The 17190-nt window shown below is 63.7% G+C and carries 14 protein-coding genes; 7 read left to right on the forward strand and 7 right to left on the reverse strand.

Annotated elements, in window-relative coordinates; translation table 11 throughout:
• Positions 1 to 74 precede the first annotated feature (74 nt).
• Positions 75 to 1928: a transcription termination factor Rho gene (rho, locus tag Pan44_RS06100; RefSeq protein WP_231754235.1), complete on the reverse strand. Its 1854-nt coding sequence runs from the start codon at positions 1926 to 1928 to the stop codon at positions 75 to 77.
• Between the two features lie 1415 nt (positions 1929 to 3343).
• On the opposite strand from rho, the gene Pan44_RS06105 reads away from it, so the two are divergent.
• Positions 3344 to 3688 (forward strand): DNA polymerase ligase N-terminal domain-containing protein, encoded by a 345-nt coding sequence (locus Pan44_RS06105; protein ID WP_145028280.1) that lies wholly within the window; start codon positions 3344 to 3346, stop codon positions 3686 to 3688.
• A 115-nt stretch (positions 3689 to 3803) separates the two neighbouring features.
• On the opposite strand, the gene Pan44_RS06110 is transcribed toward Pan44_RS06105, so the two are convergent.
• From Pan44_RS06110 to Pan44_RS06125, 4 genes are all read right to left on the reverse strand, one after another.
• Positions 3804 to 4127 (reverse strand): dual specificity protein phosphatase family protein, encoded by a 324-nt coding sequence (locus Pan44_RS06110; protein ID WP_145028281.1) that lies wholly within the window; start codon positions 4125 to 4127, stop codon positions 3804 to 3806.
• A 109-nt stretch (positions 4128 to 4236) separates the two neighbouring features.
• Complete coding sequence (gene recA, locus Pan44_RS06115) at positions 4237 to 5304, reverse strand: recombinase RecA (RefSeq protein WP_145028282.1); 1068 nt, start codon at positions 5302 to 5304, stop codon at positions 4237 to 4239.
• 892 nt (positions 5305 to 6196) lie between these two features.
• Complete coding sequence (locus Pan44_RS06120) at positions 6197 to 6610, reverse strand: hypothetical protein (RefSeq protein ID WP_145028283.1); 414 nt, start codon at positions 6608 to 6610, stop codon at positions 6197 to 6199.
• Between the two features lie 29 nt (positions 6611 to 6639).
• Entirely contained in the window at positions 6640 to 8343 is a 1704-nt protein-coding gene (locus Pan44_RS06125; protein WP_145028285.1) for a DUF2079 domain-containing protein, read from the reverse strand.
• Positions 8344 to 8543: 200 nt separating this feature from the next.
• Between Pan44_RS06125 and Pan44_RS06130 the strand changes: the two genes are divergently transcribed.
• Entirely contained in the window at positions 8544 to 9881 is a 1338-nt protein-coding gene (locus tag Pan44_RS06130; RefSeq protein ID WP_145028287.1) for an HD domain-containing protein, read from the forward strand.
• Between the two features lie 187 nt (positions 9882 to 10068).
• On the opposite strand, the gene Pan44_RS06135 is transcribed toward Pan44_RS06130, so the two are convergent.
• On the reverse strand, positions 10069 to 10527 hold the full coding sequence (locus Pan44_RS06135) for a hypothetical protein (protein WP_145028289.1): 459 nt from the start codon (positions 10525 to 10527) through the stop codon (positions 10069 to 10071).
• Between the two features lie 282 nt (positions 10528 to 10809).
• Between Pan44_RS06135 and Pan44_RS06140 the strand changes: the two genes are divergently transcribed.
• From Pan44_RS06140 to Pan44_RS06160, 5 genes are all read left to right on the forward strand, one after another.
• Positions 10810 to 11610, forward strand: coding sequence for a sugar phosphate isomerase/epimerase family protein (locus tag Pan44_RS06140; RefSeq protein WP_231754236.1), 801 nt, complete (start codon positions 10810 to 10812; stop codon positions 11608 to 11610).
• 260 nt (positions 11611 to 11870) lie between these two features.
• A complete protein-coding gene (locus tag Pan44_RS06145) occupies positions 11871 to 13250 on the forward strand; it encodes a metal ABC transporter permease (RefSeq protein WP_145028291.1) in 1380 nt (459 codons plus the stop codon).
• Positions 13251 to 13396: 146 nt separating this feature from the next.
• A complete protein-coding gene (locus Pan44_RS06150; protein ID WP_145028293.1) occupies positions 13397 to 14584 on the forward strand; it encodes a phosphoglycerate kinase in 1188 nt (395 codons plus the stop codon).
• A gap of 75 nt (positions 14585 to 14659) precedes the next feature.
• The gene (locus Pan44_RS06155; RefSeq protein WP_145028295.1) at positions 14660 to 15208 is read left to right on the forward strand and encodes an REP-associated tyrosine transposase; all 549 of its coding nucleotides are present in this window, start codon (positions 14660 to 14662) and stop codon (positions 15206 to 15208) included.
• A 64-nt stretch (positions 15209 to 15272) separates the two neighbouring features.
• Positions 15273 to 15752, forward strand: coding sequence for a cupin domain-containing protein (locus Pan44_RS06160; protein WP_145028297.1), 480 nt, complete (start codon positions 15273 to 15275; stop codon positions 15750 to 15752).
• 10 nt (positions 15753 to 15762) lie between these two features.
• Here the strand turns inward: Pan44_RS06160 and Pan44_RS06165 are convergent, their stop codons facing one another.
• Complete coding sequence (locus Pan44_RS06165; RefSeq protein WP_145028299.1) at positions 15763 to 17112, reverse strand: GDSL-type esterase/lipase family protein; 1350 nt, start codon at positions 17110 to 17112, stop codon at positions 15763 to 15765.
• Between the last annotated feature and the right edge of the window lie 78 nt (positions 17113 to 17190).

Here is a 17190-nt window from a genome sequence, read left to right on the forward strand (position 1 = left end):
ACTCGAAAGTGCGCACAAAAAAGGCTGCGTCCCGGGAGGGACGCAGCCTGAAGAGGGAGACTGCTCGACCTGAGTTACAGCACGTTGCGGATTCGCGCGAGGAACTCGGTGTTGGTCGGGAACTTCGCGAGGGTGCGGATCAGCTGATCCATGGCCTCGGTGGGATTCATCGACACCAGGCTGCGGCGGAGCATGATCACGCCATCCAGCACTTCGGGCGAGAGAATCTTCTCTTCGCGGCGGGTGCCCGACTTCGTGATATCGAGAGCCGGCCAGATGCGGCGATCGGCGAGATCGCGGCTGAGGACGAGCTCCATGTTGCCGGTGCCTTTGAACTCCTGGAAGATGACTTCGTCCATCTTGCTGTTCGTGTCGATCAGCGCGGTGGCGATGACGGTCAGCGAGCCGCCGTCTTCGAAACGGCGGGCCGTTCCGAACATCTTCTTGGGAATATCCAGGGCCTTCACATCGAGACCGCCGGTCATCACGCCGCGAGCGCGGCCGGACTGGCTGATCCACTTGTTGAAAGCACGGGCGGTCCGGGTGACCGAGTCCATCAGGATGACCACATCCTTGCCTTCTTCCGCGAGACGCTTGCCGCGTTCGAAGATGAGCTGGCTGATGCGGACATGGCTTTCGATTTCGCGGTCCATCGAGGAGGCGATGACTTCGCCCTTGATGTTCCGACGCATGTCGGTGACTTCCTCGGGCCGCTCGTCGATGAGCAGCACGATGAGGTGCACTTCCGGATGATTGGTCGAAATCGACTCGGCGATCTGCTGGAGCAGGATCGTCTTGCCGGTTCGCGGCGGAGCAACGATGAGCGCCCGCTGTCCCTTGCCGATCGGCGTGAGCAGGTCCATGACCCGCATTGCCACCGGTCCGCCCGGGATCTCCAGCCGGAGCTGCTCGTGCGGATTGACCGGCGTGAGCGTGTCGAAGTGCTTCAGTTCCTCGAACTGCTCGGGCGGCTTGCCGTCGATCGATTCGATGTTGAGCAGCCGCGGACCCTGACCGCGCGATCCGGGACCGACTTCGCCCTTGATGAGGATGCCCTCACGCAGGTGATGCCGTTCGACGAACGAGCTGGAAACGAACGGGTCCGTTTCGCGGGCGGCGTAGTCATTGGTGACGTCGCGGAGGAAGCCGTATCCCTTGGGATGCAGTTCCAGGACGCCTTCGATCACGCCGCTGGTGACGGCCGGTTCCGGAGGCGGAGCGTTCCGCTGGAACTTGGAGGTCGGACCACGACTCTTCTTGAAATCGGGGCGATCATTGCCGCCGCCCTGGTGGCGGAACCGGTCGTTTCGCTGATTGCCGCCGCCGTACGGCGACCGCTGGCGATACTGCCCCTGCTGCCGACCCATTCCCTGGTGATGTCCCTGCTGGCCGGAATTCTGTCCCGAACCTGCGTTCTCTCCGTTGTTGTCTCCACCGCGTCCCTTTTTCCGGCGACGACGGCGACGGCGACGCGGGCCTCCTTCGCCCGGTTCTCCTGTTCCCTGCTGCCCCCCTTCGGCGGAGCCAGATTCTTCCAGCCCGGGACGATCGTCGTCGCTGTCGTCGATGTCGTCGGCATGATCATCGTCACGCGAAACGCGTTGATCGCGCTGGTCACGACCGCCGAATCCATCGGTGAACTTGACCGGGCCCGAGTCGGGTTCGAATCCGAAATCGTCCTGCGGCTCGGGCTGGGCACGCTCGCGGCGGGCGGGAGCGGAGGAGGCGGAAGACCGGGGCGATTCCTCGGCCGGCGCTTCGGAGCGGGACCGGGAGGCCGTTTTGCGGGTGCGGGCGGGCTTGGCCGGCGCGGGAGGCGCTTCGTCGATGATATCGGCGCCGAAATCGTCGCCGGCGTCATGCTGCTGGCGGGTCTCTTCGAAGTCGAAGTCGGTGAGCGACTCGTCGAGGTCCGCGTCGCGCTTCACCGATTTGGCCGCGGGTTTCCGAGTACGAGCCGCCGGTTTGCGGCCGCTGGACGAACTGCTGGAGCTCGACGAGGAGGAGCTTCGAGACGAGCGGGAACGATTGGTTGCCATTCCGGAATCCGAATCAATTCAGTGGCGGAAAGAAACAAGTGAGCCGAACGATCGCACCTGCCACGGTGGTGAGCGGTCGCGCGTTCTTTCAGCAGCGAGTGCTGTCAGGCCTGGCATCCCGCACACACAACACGCGAGAGCCCGGAACGCGACCGGCGATGATTGGCTGCCTCAGTGGTCCGAGGCGATTTTTCCTCAACGAGGCGCCGTCGAAAGACAGCCGCCTGGGTGGGACCTCACTGGGTGACAAAGTGGAAACGACTTTTGAGGACTCCAGTCCTCCCCAATGAAAAGCCGAATGCCCAGAGTTCTGCTGCGCCTGACGAGCGCGAGGTTGGTCGTGCGAATGAACCGGCCAGGTGGAAGGAACTGAACTCACCTTCAGGCGGCGTTGAGGCAACCTGCCATTTGGCAGCCCGGCCGACCAACCGATTGAAGGCAGCAGAGCAACTTGCCTGCCAGCCCCCGAAAATCGGGGTGAACTCCTTGGGTATGCCAACCAGGTTGGCATGAGTGCCCGATCGATGCCCGACTCAGCCGTCGGGGAACGAACATTGAACATGGCTGTGAACCAGACCGCATCCAGGTCTCGGGAGTTGCGTATTCCGCGCCAGTGCGCGTCTGAACAGCCGCTTCCTGAGGGACCAAAATGACCGCTGATCGGCTCCCCTTCGCGTTCGCCGTTCCATCTCGCAATTCACGGGGATCCCAAGCCGAAACAGCCTGGCCCACGAACAACGATCACGAGGCGGACGCTTCATCGCCTGGGGCTCCCGATGGTGCACCAGACGGCGATTTCACCGCCTCCGACGAGGCAAGGGCTTCATTCCGGCACCGGTTTTCGAACCCACTCGGAGTGAGGAGGCCCGAATGACAGGCATCCGGACGACGAAATCTCTCAGTCAGTCATCAACGGCGAACGACCCGACGCCCGACCGTGATGCAACTGCTTCAATCCACTGGTGACCATTCCCGTCGAAGCCGGTTCCTGAGAACCAGATTCTGGAACAGTCAGGGAAGAAGCTGTCTTGCCGCTCCGTCGCTAGAGCAGGGAGCCGGCAAAACTGCAGAGCTGAGTGACACGTCTGCAGCAAACTCTTTAGAAATCCTAATAGCACGCAGCGGCGTGTCAATCCAACTTCAACGACAATATCGGCTTGTTTCGACACTTTCGTCAAGACGGGTTTCCCGATTCGAGCACTCCTGCGGAGGATTCCGGCAGAGTTTTCGCCCCGCCCGGGTCGTTGCCGACGCCCTTCCCCGCAGCCAGATGCTTCCCGCCACGAACCTTCGTGAGACCGCCGATGCCCGCGTTTGTCGTCCTCGAGCATGACCACCCGGTGCTGCACTGGGATCTGATGCTCGATGCGGGAGAGTCGCTCCGAACGTGGAGGCTGTCCGAGCCCCCCCTTGCCGGCAGGACGACAACGTGCGAATCGCTGCCAGACCACCGCCGGGCCTACCTCGACTATGAAGGGCCGGTGAGCGGAGGACGAGGGACGGTGAGCCGGGTGATGCGCGGCGATTTTGCCATCGAGGATGACACCCCCGATCACCTGACCGCGCGACTCAGATTCGACGACGGCGAACTGTCGATGACGCTCAGGCCGGCAACCGGAGTCGGGACCGCAACGTTCCGCGCTGTCTGAGCGACGGTCGACACATCACCCTGACGAATCCGCAACCGCGACCAGGCGGGCCCAGAACGCGGGGGCGACATCATGGGGCCCCCGCGCCGCAACCTGCCGGAGTGACTCCACAGGATCAATCCCTTATCCAACGGGCAATCGCAACTGCTACGACGGCCGGCGACCGGCTCATCCCTCCGCTGCAGGCCACCAGCGTGGGGACGCCGCCCTTCAAGCATTCCTGAACAGTGGCAACCGCCAGAAACAGCATCGAGTCGGACTGCTCCGCGCCATCCATCAGCGGGAACCGGCAATACGCCAGGTCCCGCGAAAGCTGAGCCGCCGGCTCATCAATGGCGAGATCGACGACGACGCGAATTCCCGCATGGTGCAACTGCGGAAGACTGCGAGCATCACGGGCATTACCAACCCAGACCAGCCCCTCGATGATTGGCCGCATCGAGCATTCCCCCGCCACGCCTCAATTGGCAACGGGCCGACGCGCCTTCAACGCACGCCGACCCGCCGTGAACTCGAACAGTCGTGGTCTCATACACCGGCGGCCGCGATCAATCGCCAGCATCCGCGCTCGAACCGCGGCCACTGGAGGTTTCGACGCGATTTCCCGCGTGGAACGACTCGAGAACTTTCGCCCGCAGTTCGGCCGTGACTTTCGGATTCTCTTCGAGATACGCACGCGCCTTGTCGCGCCCCTGACCGATGCGGTTCTCACCGTAGTTGAACCAGGCTCCACTCTTGGTGAGCAGGCCCTGGGCGGTGGCGAGGTCGATGATGTCCCCCTCGGTGCTGATGCCACGGGAGCCCAGCATATCGAATTCGGCCACGCGGAACGGCGGGGCGACCTTGTTCTTCACAACCTTGATCCGCATGCGGATGCCGGTCGTTTCCTCGCCATCCTTCAGCGTGGCGATGCGACGAACGTCGACGCGACAGGAGCTATAGAACTTCAAGGCACGGCCGCCGGGGGTCGTTTCCGGGCTGCCGAACATGACGCCGATCTTTTCGCGGATCTGGTTGATGAAGATCACGCAGGTCTTGGACTTGGCGATGGCGCCGGTCAGCTTTCGCATGGCCTGGCTCATCATGCGGGCCTGGAGTCCGACGTGCTTGTCGCCGATCTCGCCATCGAGTTCCGCCTTGGGGACGAGGGCGGCCACCGAGTCGACGACGATGATGTCGACCGCGTTGGACTTGATGAGCATTTCGGCGATCTGCAGCGCTTCTTCGCCATAGGACGGCTGGCTGACCAGCAGTTCTTCCAGGTTCACGCCAAGCTTTTTGGCCCAGGCGGGGTCGAGCGCGTGTTCGGCGTCAATGAAGGCCGCAATGCCTCCGGCCTTCTGGGCACTGGCGACGGCGTGCAGGGCGATGGTGGTTTTACCACTGGATTCCGGCCCGAAGAGTTCGATGATGCGGCCCTTGGGGAAGCCGTAGCCACCGAGGGCGATGTCGGCCGAGAGGGCTCCCGTGGAGATACCCTCAATGGCGACTCCCTGGTCGGAGAGCCGCATGATCGAGCCTTCGCCGAAGCTCTTTTCGATCTGGCCGAGTGTGTTCTGGAGGAGGGCCTGGTGTTCGTCAGCGGGCGAAGTCTTGCGGGGAGCGGCTTTGGCCATGAGAGAGCCCTTGTGGGGAGGCTTTGGAACGTTGATCGCGTGATTGATACAAGTGTACAGTACTCTATCGGCACGCCGCTGATGGATCAAGAGATCAATCTTTCAGGCAGGGCGAGTCACTTTTTCACAACAGGTTGACGGTCGTTACCGCAGATCATGTTGCGGCAACGACGAACTGGCCCATCTTGAAAAAGTGACCAGCCTTGTGCGCAACCCTCAGGCTTGTGCAGGGATTGGGAACACTGCGGAGGTATTTGACGCCGAGGGGGCGAGGAGGGCGCGTTGTGTGGGTGGTACTGTACTCCTCGCCCTCTTTCCCTGCGGAAGTTTCGCGGAGGGATCGGGAGAGCGTGCGTGGTGCAGACAGGGAGCCGGCCGGGCCGAGGTGTGTGACGACAGGTTGACGGTGGTTGTGTTCATAGAGCCTCCATCATGACGGGGGCGGTTGCGCGGGGGGGGCCCGGTACTCGGTACTCGGGAGTGCTTTGGCGGGTGGGGATTTGGGCAGGGCGACTCACTTTTTCACAGTCGGTCGTCTCTCGTCAGCGCAGGTCATTTTGCGGCAATGACGCACGCCAATGACGAACTGGCCCATCCTGAAAAAGTGACCGGCCTTGCGCGTCAGGCCGTTCCCGGCGGGTCTCCGAGCATGGAGTGCGTCTTAATGTGGGGGAGTGTACAAGTCGGCCTGTTTGCCCTGAAGATTCAATCCAGGCACGAGTTGCACCGCTTTCGGGCGGCAAGTTGATTGCGGACCGCGGGCGAGGCGACTGTCGCAGCTAGTTCTGGCCTGTTGCATGATTCCTCCATCGAGACGTGCGGGGTTGCGCGCCGGAGGACACCGGGCATAGTGAACGCCCCCCTTCCGCAGCAGCCCGGCGCCGGCCCGCCATCACAGGTGGCTGATGCTGGAAAATATGGACACGACTGAGGCTCCGATGGAGTAGGCCCCGAGCGCCAAGGCCGCCGAGAGCGTCGACCGCCACCGCGACTGGCACCACCAGCAGCCGATGGCCGCCAGAAAGAGCTGGCTCAGCAGGCAAACCAGCAACCAGATCGCGAGTTCGTCCTGCAGTACCCCGCGATGACGGGCTGCAATGGCGCCGCCGATCACGATTAGCAACGAAGGCATCGCCTGGATGCAACACCAGCACCGGAACCGGCCGGACTCCCCGGCACCGGGTGATTCGTTTTTCCGCCCACTCCACGCCAACAGAAACGCAGCCCCCAACAGCGCCCCAGTGACCGGAGCAAACATGACTGCTCCCATGAAGGCGAACAAAGCGATCATCAGGAACTCGGCCATGGGGATCCCGTCCCCTTTCGGGCGCGAGGTCAGGTGGACTGTTTGAGAGCGACCTTTGTTCCGAGCCCCGATGCGGCGGCCCAGAAGAGAATCGGGATCAGCGGCGCATGAAAATGGTGAACAGGGGCCGGGACCTGCATCGCCAGGTCGTTCATCAACAACAGCAGGAACAGCGGAGCTGCCACCAGCAGCCGCCCCGGCGAGCGCAGCGGCAGGAATCCGATCGGCAGCAGGAGCCGCAGGGCGTACACCAGTGCGGCGGGCGTGACGATCGTCGAGAACACAAGCGGCCAATCGGTCAGCAATGTCACAATGATTTCGCGGGGGCTGTTGCCGAATTTCGAGAAATAGCTGGCCGTGTGGACCGTTGCCCCGCCGCGAAACCAGGGGATGACGACGTTCAGGGCGAACCAGAGATAGGCGATGCTGAAGAGGAAGAGACCGATGCCGAAGATCAATTGGCGGCGGTTCGCGAGCGACTCCGGAGTGGCGGGCGTTCTCTGGCCCCTCATCCGGCCTTCGGCCACCTTCTCCCCGGTCGAGGGTACTGAGTCATCAAGCTGTGCACGGGGAGAAGGATTGGGGCGGGAAGTGCAGAACGCGTGGACGGCGAAGTAGGCGCCGAGGAGGGCGATCGGGATGGCCCAGTCCTCCTGGGCGGAAAGGGTGATTGCGAGCCAGAACGTGGCCCAGCCGTAGCGGCGGCGCTCAAGGAGATCGATGGCCACGAGCAGGGTGGGGATGCCGAAGGAGTTCGGGCGGAACGTCTTGAGGTCGATGGCGATATCGAGGTACTGGAGCGGGAAGTACGCGAGGTACGCCAGGCCGAGGAGTGCGGCGGCCCATTCGCTGCCGGAATGCCTGCGGGCGATGTTGAAGACCGGCCAGGCGCCGAGGGCGAGGATGATCGACTGGGCCAGCTCGAGCGTGAGATGCGAGGGAAACAGGGCATGAATCGGCACGAGCAGGACGTGAACGACCTGCAGGTGTTCGCCGAGAAAGAGACCCTGATCGAGGTAGCTGCGGAAGCCTTTTCCGTGCTCGAGGTTCCAGAGGTGCTCCTCGTACATGGCGGAGTCGCCATGCGGAATGCGGAGATTGAACCAGAGGCCCCAGTTCATGGCGGTGAACACGACGACGTAGAGCAGTATTCCGGCGGCGAGAACGGTTTTGGGCTGGAGGCTCCAGCGCGAAGCCCCCGGGCCGCTTGGGAGCAGCCGGGGTGCACGGGGCAGGACCGCCAGGGCCGACAGGGCCAGGCAGAGGGCGACCGTGAGATCGGCCGTTTCGTGGAGAACCGAGGCGAGCGACGTCCAGCCCGAGAGAAGGGCCGTGATCCAGAGCAGCCACCAGATGCCGGCGGGGGCCCAGGCCCGGGAGAGGCGGCGGGCGGTCGTCAGGAGTCGATCAAGGAGCGGCGATTCCGCCCCTTGCAGCAATGCGCCGAGGGCAGTCAGCGCCAGTCCGTGGAGCAACGCCCATCCGGCTGACGCACCAAGCGAGACTGTGGCGAGTGGCCCGGCTTCGGTGGTCGTGATTCGTCCGCCGAATGCCGACACAACAGATCGCCAGCGTGGCTCGCTCAAAAAGGCCAGCGACAGTTCGGCCGATTCCAGGATCGTCTGCACGAAGAGCGCGAGGCCGAGGAGCGAGAGCGCGCACACGGCCGCGGTGAAGGCCGGAGAGGCGGCCCCCGATTCTCGGGTCTGAGTGGGTTCGGACGAAGGGGGCATGGAGTGCAGGAAATCTGTTGGAGTTGCGACTTACAATCGCGTCCCTCGACTCCGCCTGCAATTGGGCCGGGGGGTGGGAGAGGTACTGGGTGGCGAGGTACTGGGTACTCGGGAGTTGGTACTCGGGAGTCGAATCTTTTGGTGAGAGTGCAGGGGCGTAGCGCCGGCCTGCGGGCGCGAATTCGGATCGATTGAGTTTCATGACTGACCTGTCTGCATCAATTCCTGAACTGGCGGAACTCGATTCCGGTGGGTCGATCATCCGATTGCCGTCGGAGCAGAACGTTCCGTTCAGCCGACGCGTGCGGGCGATTGTCGATACTCCGGAGTTTCAGCGGCTGGCCGAGATCAGCCAGCTCGGACTGGTGGCGAAGGTCTACCCCGGGGCGCGGCATACGCGGTTCGAGCACGCGCTCGGGGTCTATCACAATGCCCTGCTCTACATCCGGCAGCTCTGCCGCGATCCGCGATTTGCCGAAAAGGTCGACACGAAAGCGGCCGAACTGCTCATTGCCTCGTCCCTCCTGCATGACCTCGGACACTGGCCGTACTGCCATCCGATCGAAGACCTCGGGCTCTCGGGACTGCCACCGCATGAATCGCACGCGAGGCGTTTCCTGGCGAATGACACGGAACTGGCCGGGGTGCTGCGCCGGGAATGGTCCATCGAGCCGGACGACGTGATCGATGTGCTGGCGAGCTCGAGCCAGGACCCGGTCCGGTGCCTGCTGCGGTCGATCCTTTCGGGCCCGATCGATATCGACAAGCTCGACTACCTTGAGCGGGACTCGCTGCACAGCGGGGTCCCCTACGGCCGGCATTTCGACAAGCAGCGGCTGATCCAGTCGCTGGTGCTGAACGAGGCAGGCGACGGGCTGGCGATCACGTCGAAGGGGAAGACGGCGGCCGAACTGATGGTCCACTCGCGGTACGTGATGTTCAGCGAGGTCTACTGGCATCATGCGGTGCGATCGGCGACGAGCATGTTCGCGCGGGCATTCTATGAACTGCGGGAGCGGGTCGATCTGTCGCTGATGTTCACCGACAGCGATGCTGGCATGATCGCGCAGCTGCGGACAGCGGCCGAAGGTCACCCGACAGCGCGGCTGCTGGAATCGGTCTTCGGGAGACGACGGTCGCTCTACAAACGCGCGGCCGAGTTCAGCCACCTGAACGATCCGGCGGTCTACGAGAAGCTGTCGCGTCGACCGTATTCCGAACTGGTGGAGATTTCGAAGCGGCTGGCCCTGCGCGTCGGGGCGGCTGTCGGTCAGGACCTTTCGCCGATGTCGCTGCTCGTGGATGGCCCGCCGCCGCATCGGGAAGTGGAGTTTGCCGTCGACGTCTATTTCCCGAAGGAGCGCGTTTACCGGCCGCTGCGAAGCGTGTCACCGATGATCGATGCTCTGGCACGGACGAGCTTTGACGACTACGTGAAACGGGTGCGGGTGTTCGTCGATCCGCTGGTTGTTCCGGCGCTTCGGGCGGCGGGGATTGACGATGCGTGGTGGCGCGAGGCGGTGCTGGAGAGCGTTTGATCTGGCCGCTTGTTATGCCCTTTCACGGCGAACGAGAAATGGCAATCGATTTCCCAGGGCGTTGCCCTGGGCTTTGTTGTTGAGCCCATTCGGGGCGTTGAATGGATGGATAGGGGCCCAACGCAAAGCACCCCGGCTGTTTTGGAACAGCCGGGGTGCTCGTGATGCGAGAGTTTGCGAGCGGAGATCATTCCTTGCGGAAGAAGTCGCTCGGGCCTTTGTGCGTGTAGTACGGGTAGACCACCGCGCCGCCGGGGACGTTGGCCGACGGGTAGCTCAGATCGCTGGGGACCTTGTAGCTGAAGCTGCGGCTGTGGTGCGGGCCGCAGGCGACCTGGCCGTTGCCGCAGCGTCCATCAGGGCAGCCGTAGCCACCGGGAGGACATCCCCCTCCGGGCGGGCAGCCGGGACCGCCGACGTAGCCGCCGGCCTGGTAGGGCTGGCCATCGGGCCCGACGTTGAAGTGCGTGGTGTTGTAGCCGTACAGTTGCTCGTGAGCGGCTTCATGGACGGATCCGTGATAGCCGTACTGCGCCTGCTGCACGCCGGGGGGGCTTTGACCCCGCATCACGGCGCCGTTTTGCGCGCAGCCGCAGGCGGCCAGAAGTCCGCACGCGGCCAATTTCCAGACTGTGAACCGATGCATGTCCCCTGCCCCTCTGCGTCGTGAGAATGGCGAATCGCGAGATCACAGAACGGCGGAAGTCGCCGACGGATCACGCATCGCCTGAAATCGTGACGTTCGTCACTTCGTCTATCGGCCGAACGGCTGCCCTGGCACGAATAATCTTTGCAACGGGCAAAGGGATTACAGTCGATACAACTCACCGGTCTTGCAGGTCACGGGACCGGCCCGATAAATTGAGCACTCTCTTCCGGGAGCGAGCCACGGTATGGCGGCCCGGTCTAAACTGATCCAAATGATTTGATGCTGAACGACTTGCGGCGTGATTCAGCGCACCGTGAGGCCGCGTTCAAGGGAGTGCTCAGCGTGTTTGTGGCTGCTTCGACCCGTTGCTTCAGCGACCGACCTTTTGACGAGGCCTGCCGCCAGCTGGAAGACCTCGAGTTCGAGCGGCTGGAAGTCTGGATCGACGAATCCGGCCGACACCTTCCACTGAAGGATGTCATCACCAGCCCCGAGGGATTTGCCGCCCGTTGCCGCCAGGTGACGAGGCTTCCGATCTCTTCGTTCTGCCTCGGATACGAAGCGCCGCAGTCGCAGTTCGAGGGACTCTGCAAGACCGCCAAAGCCATGCGGATCTCGCAGATCACCATGCCGGCTGCTCCACATGGAACGCCGTTCAATTCCGAGATCGATCGTCTGAAGGGCTTCGTGAAAGCCGCGCTGCTGGAAGGCGTGCGCGTCTCGCTGAAGACCGAAAAGGGACGCCTGACCGAAGACCTCCGCACGGCGGTGGAACTCTGTACCGCCGTTCCGGGTCTCGGCCTGACCTACGACCCGACCTACTCGCTGAAGACTCCGGAAAAGACGCTGGATCTTGTCCTGCCGCGGGTCTTTCACGTTCACCTCCGCGACTCGACACCCGACCGCCCGCAGGTGCAGGTCGGTCTCGGCGAGATCGACTACAGCGACCTGATCACCCAACTCAAGCGGTTCCAGTACAACCGCGCCCTGTCCGTGGAATGGCTCCCGGAACTGGGTGAGCTCGACCAGCGCCCGCTCGAACTGCGGAAGCTCCGCATGCTGCTCGACTCGCTGCTGTAACAGCCCGTCGACGCATTCGCTCAAAAGTGCCGCGGCCCTCTCGGCCGTGGCACTTTTTCATTTCACTGGCCTGTCGACCTCCGCGCCGACCTGCGAAATGCCAGGACGGCGTCCGACACTGAGCGCCCATTCCGGACGTGGTGGAGCATCACACGGCGCGCTCAGCACCGCCGATCGAGCCGGCCCCTCTCGCGATCCGGCGCACGAGTCTCCCCCATAGCCGGCCCATCAAGACCTGACATACACTCCCTGTCAGCCTCATGTTCTCCGAGATCCTCGAGCGACTGTCCGCCTGGAGTGAGCTGAACACCGCCATCGCGGTCACAGCCGCGCTCGCGGCCATGTCGTGCGCCCTCCCCGGCGCGTGGCTCGTTCTCCGGCGGCAGAGCATGCTCGGCGATGCCCTCGCCCACTCCGCCTTGCCTGGCGTCGTGGCCGCCTTCATGGTGGCCTACGGTCTTCGCAACAGCGGCTGGGTCAGCGACGACGCCTTCGACCCGCTCCTCCAGGCCTGCATCGTCATCGGCGCGGCCCTCGCCGGCCTGCTGACTGCCTGGCTGACTGCCGCCATCCAGCGCCTCGGAAAGGTCGACAACGGGGCCGCCCTGGGCGTGGTATTCACCTGCCTGTTCGCGGCCGGAATGGTGATGGTCCGCATGACGGCCGACGACGTGCACCTCGACCCCGACTGCGCGCTGTTCGGCGTCCTCGAAGCGAGTGCCGGCGATACGCTGCAGGCGATCCCGTGGCTGCCCCGCTCGGCCGTCGCCAACGGCGCCGTGCTGATCATCAACCTGCTGCTCACCATGGTGTTCTTCAAGGAACTGAGGATCGCGGCGTTCGACGCGGAACTCTCCAACACGCTCGGCATCCCCGCCGCCTTCATTCAGTACGCCCTGCTGGCGGCCACGGCTGTCGCCGCCGCGACGGCATTTTCGACCGTCGGCAGCATTCTCGTCATCGGCCTGCTCGTCATTCCCGCCGCCACTGCGCAGCTCCTGACGACTCGGCTCTGGAAGCTGATTGCACTCAGCGTCGTTCTGGCAGCCGCGATGGCGGTTATCGGTCACGCCGCCGCCTGGGCGATCCCCGGTCCGCTCTTTTCCCGGCTCGGCTATCCCCAGGTCCGTGACGTGGGAACGTCCGGCATGATCGCGGTTGTCGGAGGACTGATCTTCGTCGCCACCGTCTTCATCGCGCCGCGCACGGGCATCGTGACACAGGTCCTCGACCGCATTCGTGTCCTGACCCAGATCGCGGCCGATGACGTGCTCGGCAACCTCTACCGCAAGGAAGAGTCGGCCAGAACAGCCGTTCCCTGGACGCCGGTCGGCATTTCCTCCGCCTGGCAGGACCGGCTCGCCGGCTGGTGGCTTAAGCGCCGCGGCTTTGTCATCGCCCAAAGCGGCGGAACGCTGGCGCTCACGGATCGCGGCCGCGAAACCGCTCGCTCCCTGATCCGCTCGCACCGGCTGTGGGAGTCGTATCTCGACCAGAACTACCCCCTCTCGGACGAGCAATTGCACCGTGCGGCCGATCGCGTCGAGCACTACATCGGGTCCGACATTCGTGACGCCATCGCCAGCGAGTTGCCGGATGCCCACCGCGACCCCCATGGGCGGCAGATTCCTGATACGTAGAGGGGCGTGCCGTGCGTGCCGCCGAAATGGCGGCCGTTGCTTTCGATGGTTGTCCGCCCTTTCTACGATGCGGTCGCAAAACAGTTTTGACCCTTTTTCGGAGTCGTTGCGGCCGGTCTTTCCGGTCGGACGGATGTGAGGAACAGATGGCGAAGAAGACGATCAGCAGCGTGGATGTCAAAGGCAAGCGGGTCCTGATGCGCGTGGACTTCAACGTCCCCCAGGACGATGCGGGAGCGATCACCGATGACCGCCGCATCCGGATGGCTCTGCCGTCCATCAAGTCGGTCGTCGACCGCGGCGGCAAGCTGATCCTGATGAGCCACCTCGGCCGCCCCAAGGGCGAAGGCAACGACGCCAAGTTCACCCTGAAGCCCGCCGCCATCCGCCTCGGTGAGCTCCTCGGCAAGTCCGTCCAGTTCGCCACCGACACCGTCGGCCAGGACGCTGAGACGAAAGTCGCCGGCCTGAAGGATGGCGATGTCCTCGTCCTCGAGAACGTCCGCTTCCAGAAGGAAGAGCAGAAGGGCGACGCCGGCTTCGCCGCCAAGCTCGCCGCCTTCGCCGACGTCTACTGCAACGATGCCTTCGGCACCTGCCACCGCGAAGACGCGTCGATGGTCGCCGTCCCCCGCGCCATGGGCGCGAAGCCCAAGGTCGTCGGCGGACTCGTCGAAAAGGAAATCACCTACCTCAGCGACGTGATGTCGAAGCCGGCCCGGCCGTTCGTCGCGATCGTCGGCGGTGCCAAGGTCTCCGACAAGATCCTCGTCATCGAAAACCTGCTCAAGGTCTGCGACCTCGTCCTCATCGGCGGAGCAATGGCCTACACCTTCGCCAAGGCCCAGGGCGGAAACCTCGGCAAGAGCCGCGTCGAAATGGACAAGCTCGACCTCGCGAAGGAACTGATCGCCAAGGGGGGCGCGAAGCTTATGCTCCCGGTTGACACCCACTGCGGCGACGACTTCAAGTCGACCTGCAACAAGGTCGTCGTGAAGTTCGGCCAGGTTCCGGACGGCTTCGAAGGCCTCGACATCGGCCCCGAGACCGCGAAGCTCTACGCCGAAAAGGTGAAGTCGGCGAAGACGGTTGTCTGGAACGGCCCGATGGGCGTCTTCGAAATGCCGCCGTTCGACGCCGGCACGAAGGCCGTCGCCCAGGCGATTGCCGATTCCGATGCGACCAGCATCATCGGCGGCGGCGACAGCGCGGCCGCGATTGAGCAGTTCGGCATGGCCGACAAGGTCACGCACGTCAGCACCGGCGGCGGGGCCAGCCTCGAAATGCTCGAAGGCAAAAAGTTCGCGGCCGTCGAGCTCCTCGACGAGGCGTGATCAAACGTAGGGTGCGTCGCGACGCACCTTCCTGCGATTGAGAACAACTCTCCCTTATGCAAGTGGCCCTTCGCGATGAGCAACTATCGTCGCAATCGCGAAGGCTCCGTCTACTTTTTCACCGTCGTGACGCATCACCGCCGGCCGATCCTGACAACAGAGATCGGCCGACGTTGTTTACGCAGCGCGATCCAGAGCGTCCGTCGGGATCGCCCGTTCGAAATCATTGGAATCGTTCTCCTTCCCGATCACGTCCATACGGTTTGGGAACTGCCACCAGGCGATTCGGATTACTCAACCCTCTGGCGTCGAATCAAGGGGCTGTTCACGACCGCGTGGCTGGCGGCGGGCGGTACGAGTTCGGGCGTCACCAAGAGCCGTTCTGAACGCGGTGAGCGCGGAGTCTGGCAGAGAAGGTTCTACGAACACACCTGTCGGGATGACTCAGACGTCAAACGCTGTCTCGACTACCTGCACGTCAATCCGCTGAAGCACGGGCTCGTGACACGGGTGCGTGACTGGCCCTGGTCGTCGTTTCACAGACATCAGCGGCTTGGTGAATACGACATCGGCTGGGGCGATGCCTCCGTCTGGTATGGAGATGAGTTTTCGCAGTTCGAGTAAGGTGCGTCTCGACGCACCCTACGGTCTACGGTTTCCATCGAATCCGCAGTGGACAGACATGCCGATGTCACCCCGCTTTCCAGCCGTATCGTCACCTCAGTCGGGTCCGTGCGTCGGCGTTGTCGGTGACGTCTACCGCATCCTCGTCAGCGGCGAGCAGACGGCCGGCGCGTACTCCGTCGTTGAAGCGATCGTCCCTCCCGGCAGCGGCCCGCCCCCTCATCGGCACTCGCGCGAAGACGAAGGCTTCTATGTCCTCGAGGGCGAACTCACGATCACCGTCGACGGCCGCCGCGAAACTCTGTCGCCCGGGATGTTCGGCAACCTTCCCGTCGGCTCGTTGCACTTCTTCAGGAATGAAGGCAGCGTCCCCGTCCGGATGCTGATCACCGTCGCCCCGGCCGGGTTCGAACAGATGTTCATGGAAGTCGGCGTCCCGCTGCCCCCGGGATCGAAGAGCGCACCGCCGCCGTCGCACGACGACATCGCCAGGCTGCTCGAAGCCTCGAACCGATACGGAGTCGAGATCCAGCCGCCGGGCTGAGTCGGAGGGATCACCCCTCCGTCTTGATCCGAATCCTCCGGTACTCCATTTGCCCCCGGTCCCCTTCGAGTCCGATCGGCCCCGTCTCCGGAATCTTGAACGCCTCCTCCAGCACCTCGCCGTTACAGGTACATCGGGCGACGCCGCCTTTCGCGACGACTTCGAGGACGTTCCAGTCCTGCGGCTTGTAGTTCTTCAGGTTCTTGTACGGCCCGGCCACGGTGTAGTCGCGGCACTGCAGCTGTGGTTTGCGGAGGAACACACCGCTGTCAGCGTTCGGCGTCGCGCGAAACTCGAGGCGGAGCGTGAAGTCCTTCGGGAACTCCTTCGTCGTCGACAGCGTCTGGATGCGGCGGCCTTCCGCGGGCGTCATCACGACGATCCGGCCGTTGCGGGCCACGTACCGTCCGTCATCGCTGGCGATCTGGCTGTCGAAGGATTTCGACTCCTTGAAGATTGGCCAGACGGGGCCGTTGGGGTTCTTCTTGAGGACGTTTTCACGCTGCTTGATCGTCTCCTCAGGCGTCGCCTGCACTCCCCAACCGGTCAGGTCCCTGCCGTTGAACAGGCTCACGAAGCCGGCTTCGGGCTTGAAGTCGTCCGCTGGAACGGGAATCAGCATGTACGTTTCCAGCACTGGCCGGAGGGCGCTGGCCCATTTCTCGTAGCCCGCGTCGTTGAGGTGCAGGAGATCCGGGAACAGCTCTGCCGGCGCATTCCCTTCGGCGTTGGCGAACATCGCCCAGGTGTCGACGACAATGACGCTCGAGTCTCCCTTCACGGCCGCCAGCAATGCATTGTTGACTTCCTTGATCTTCTCCGCGGGCCGCTCCTTGGTCGGGCTGCTGGGGAACATGGTGCAGAGCACGATGGCGATCGAGGGGTTCTTCGCCTTCAGCTGCAGGATCATCAGCTTGATGTTGCCGACGATCTGTGCGGCGGTGGCGCTTTCGGCGAGATCGTTTGTCCCCATCAGCATCACGACGCCCGTGGGATTCAGGTCGAGGACGTCCTCCTTGAATCGGTAGAGCATGCCGCGGGTGGTGTCGCCGCTGATCCCGCGGTTGGCGATCTTCGCCCCGGGAAAGAACTTCTTGAGCCGGTCGCCCCAGCCCTGGGTGATCGAATCGCCGAAGACGACGAGCGCCCCCTGCTCGTCCTTCGCGGACTTCAGGAACTGGTCGCGGCGGCCGTTCCAGGTTTTCTGGAACCATTCGGCCCGCCGGATCGGGCCGGACCCGGGAACCCCTACATCGGTGGCGGGAATTCCGCGGGAGGCTTCCTGCCCGTGGACGGCCGGAACACCGGGCAGCAGGGCGATGCACGCAGAGCACAGAACGACGCGGGCCAATCGATTCATGGAGATGCTCAGGGGGGAGGACGGAATTCGCAGCCGCCCACCGGCAGTCGCGCGAATTGGCGTTGCCAAAGGGCCGCA

The sequence above is a fragment of the Caulifigura coniformis genome (genome assembly GCF_007745175.1).
In the GTDB taxonomy this organism is placed as follows: domain Bacteria; phylum Planctomycetota; class Planctomycetia; order Planctomycetales; family Planctomycetaceae; genus Caulifigura; species Caulifigura coniformis.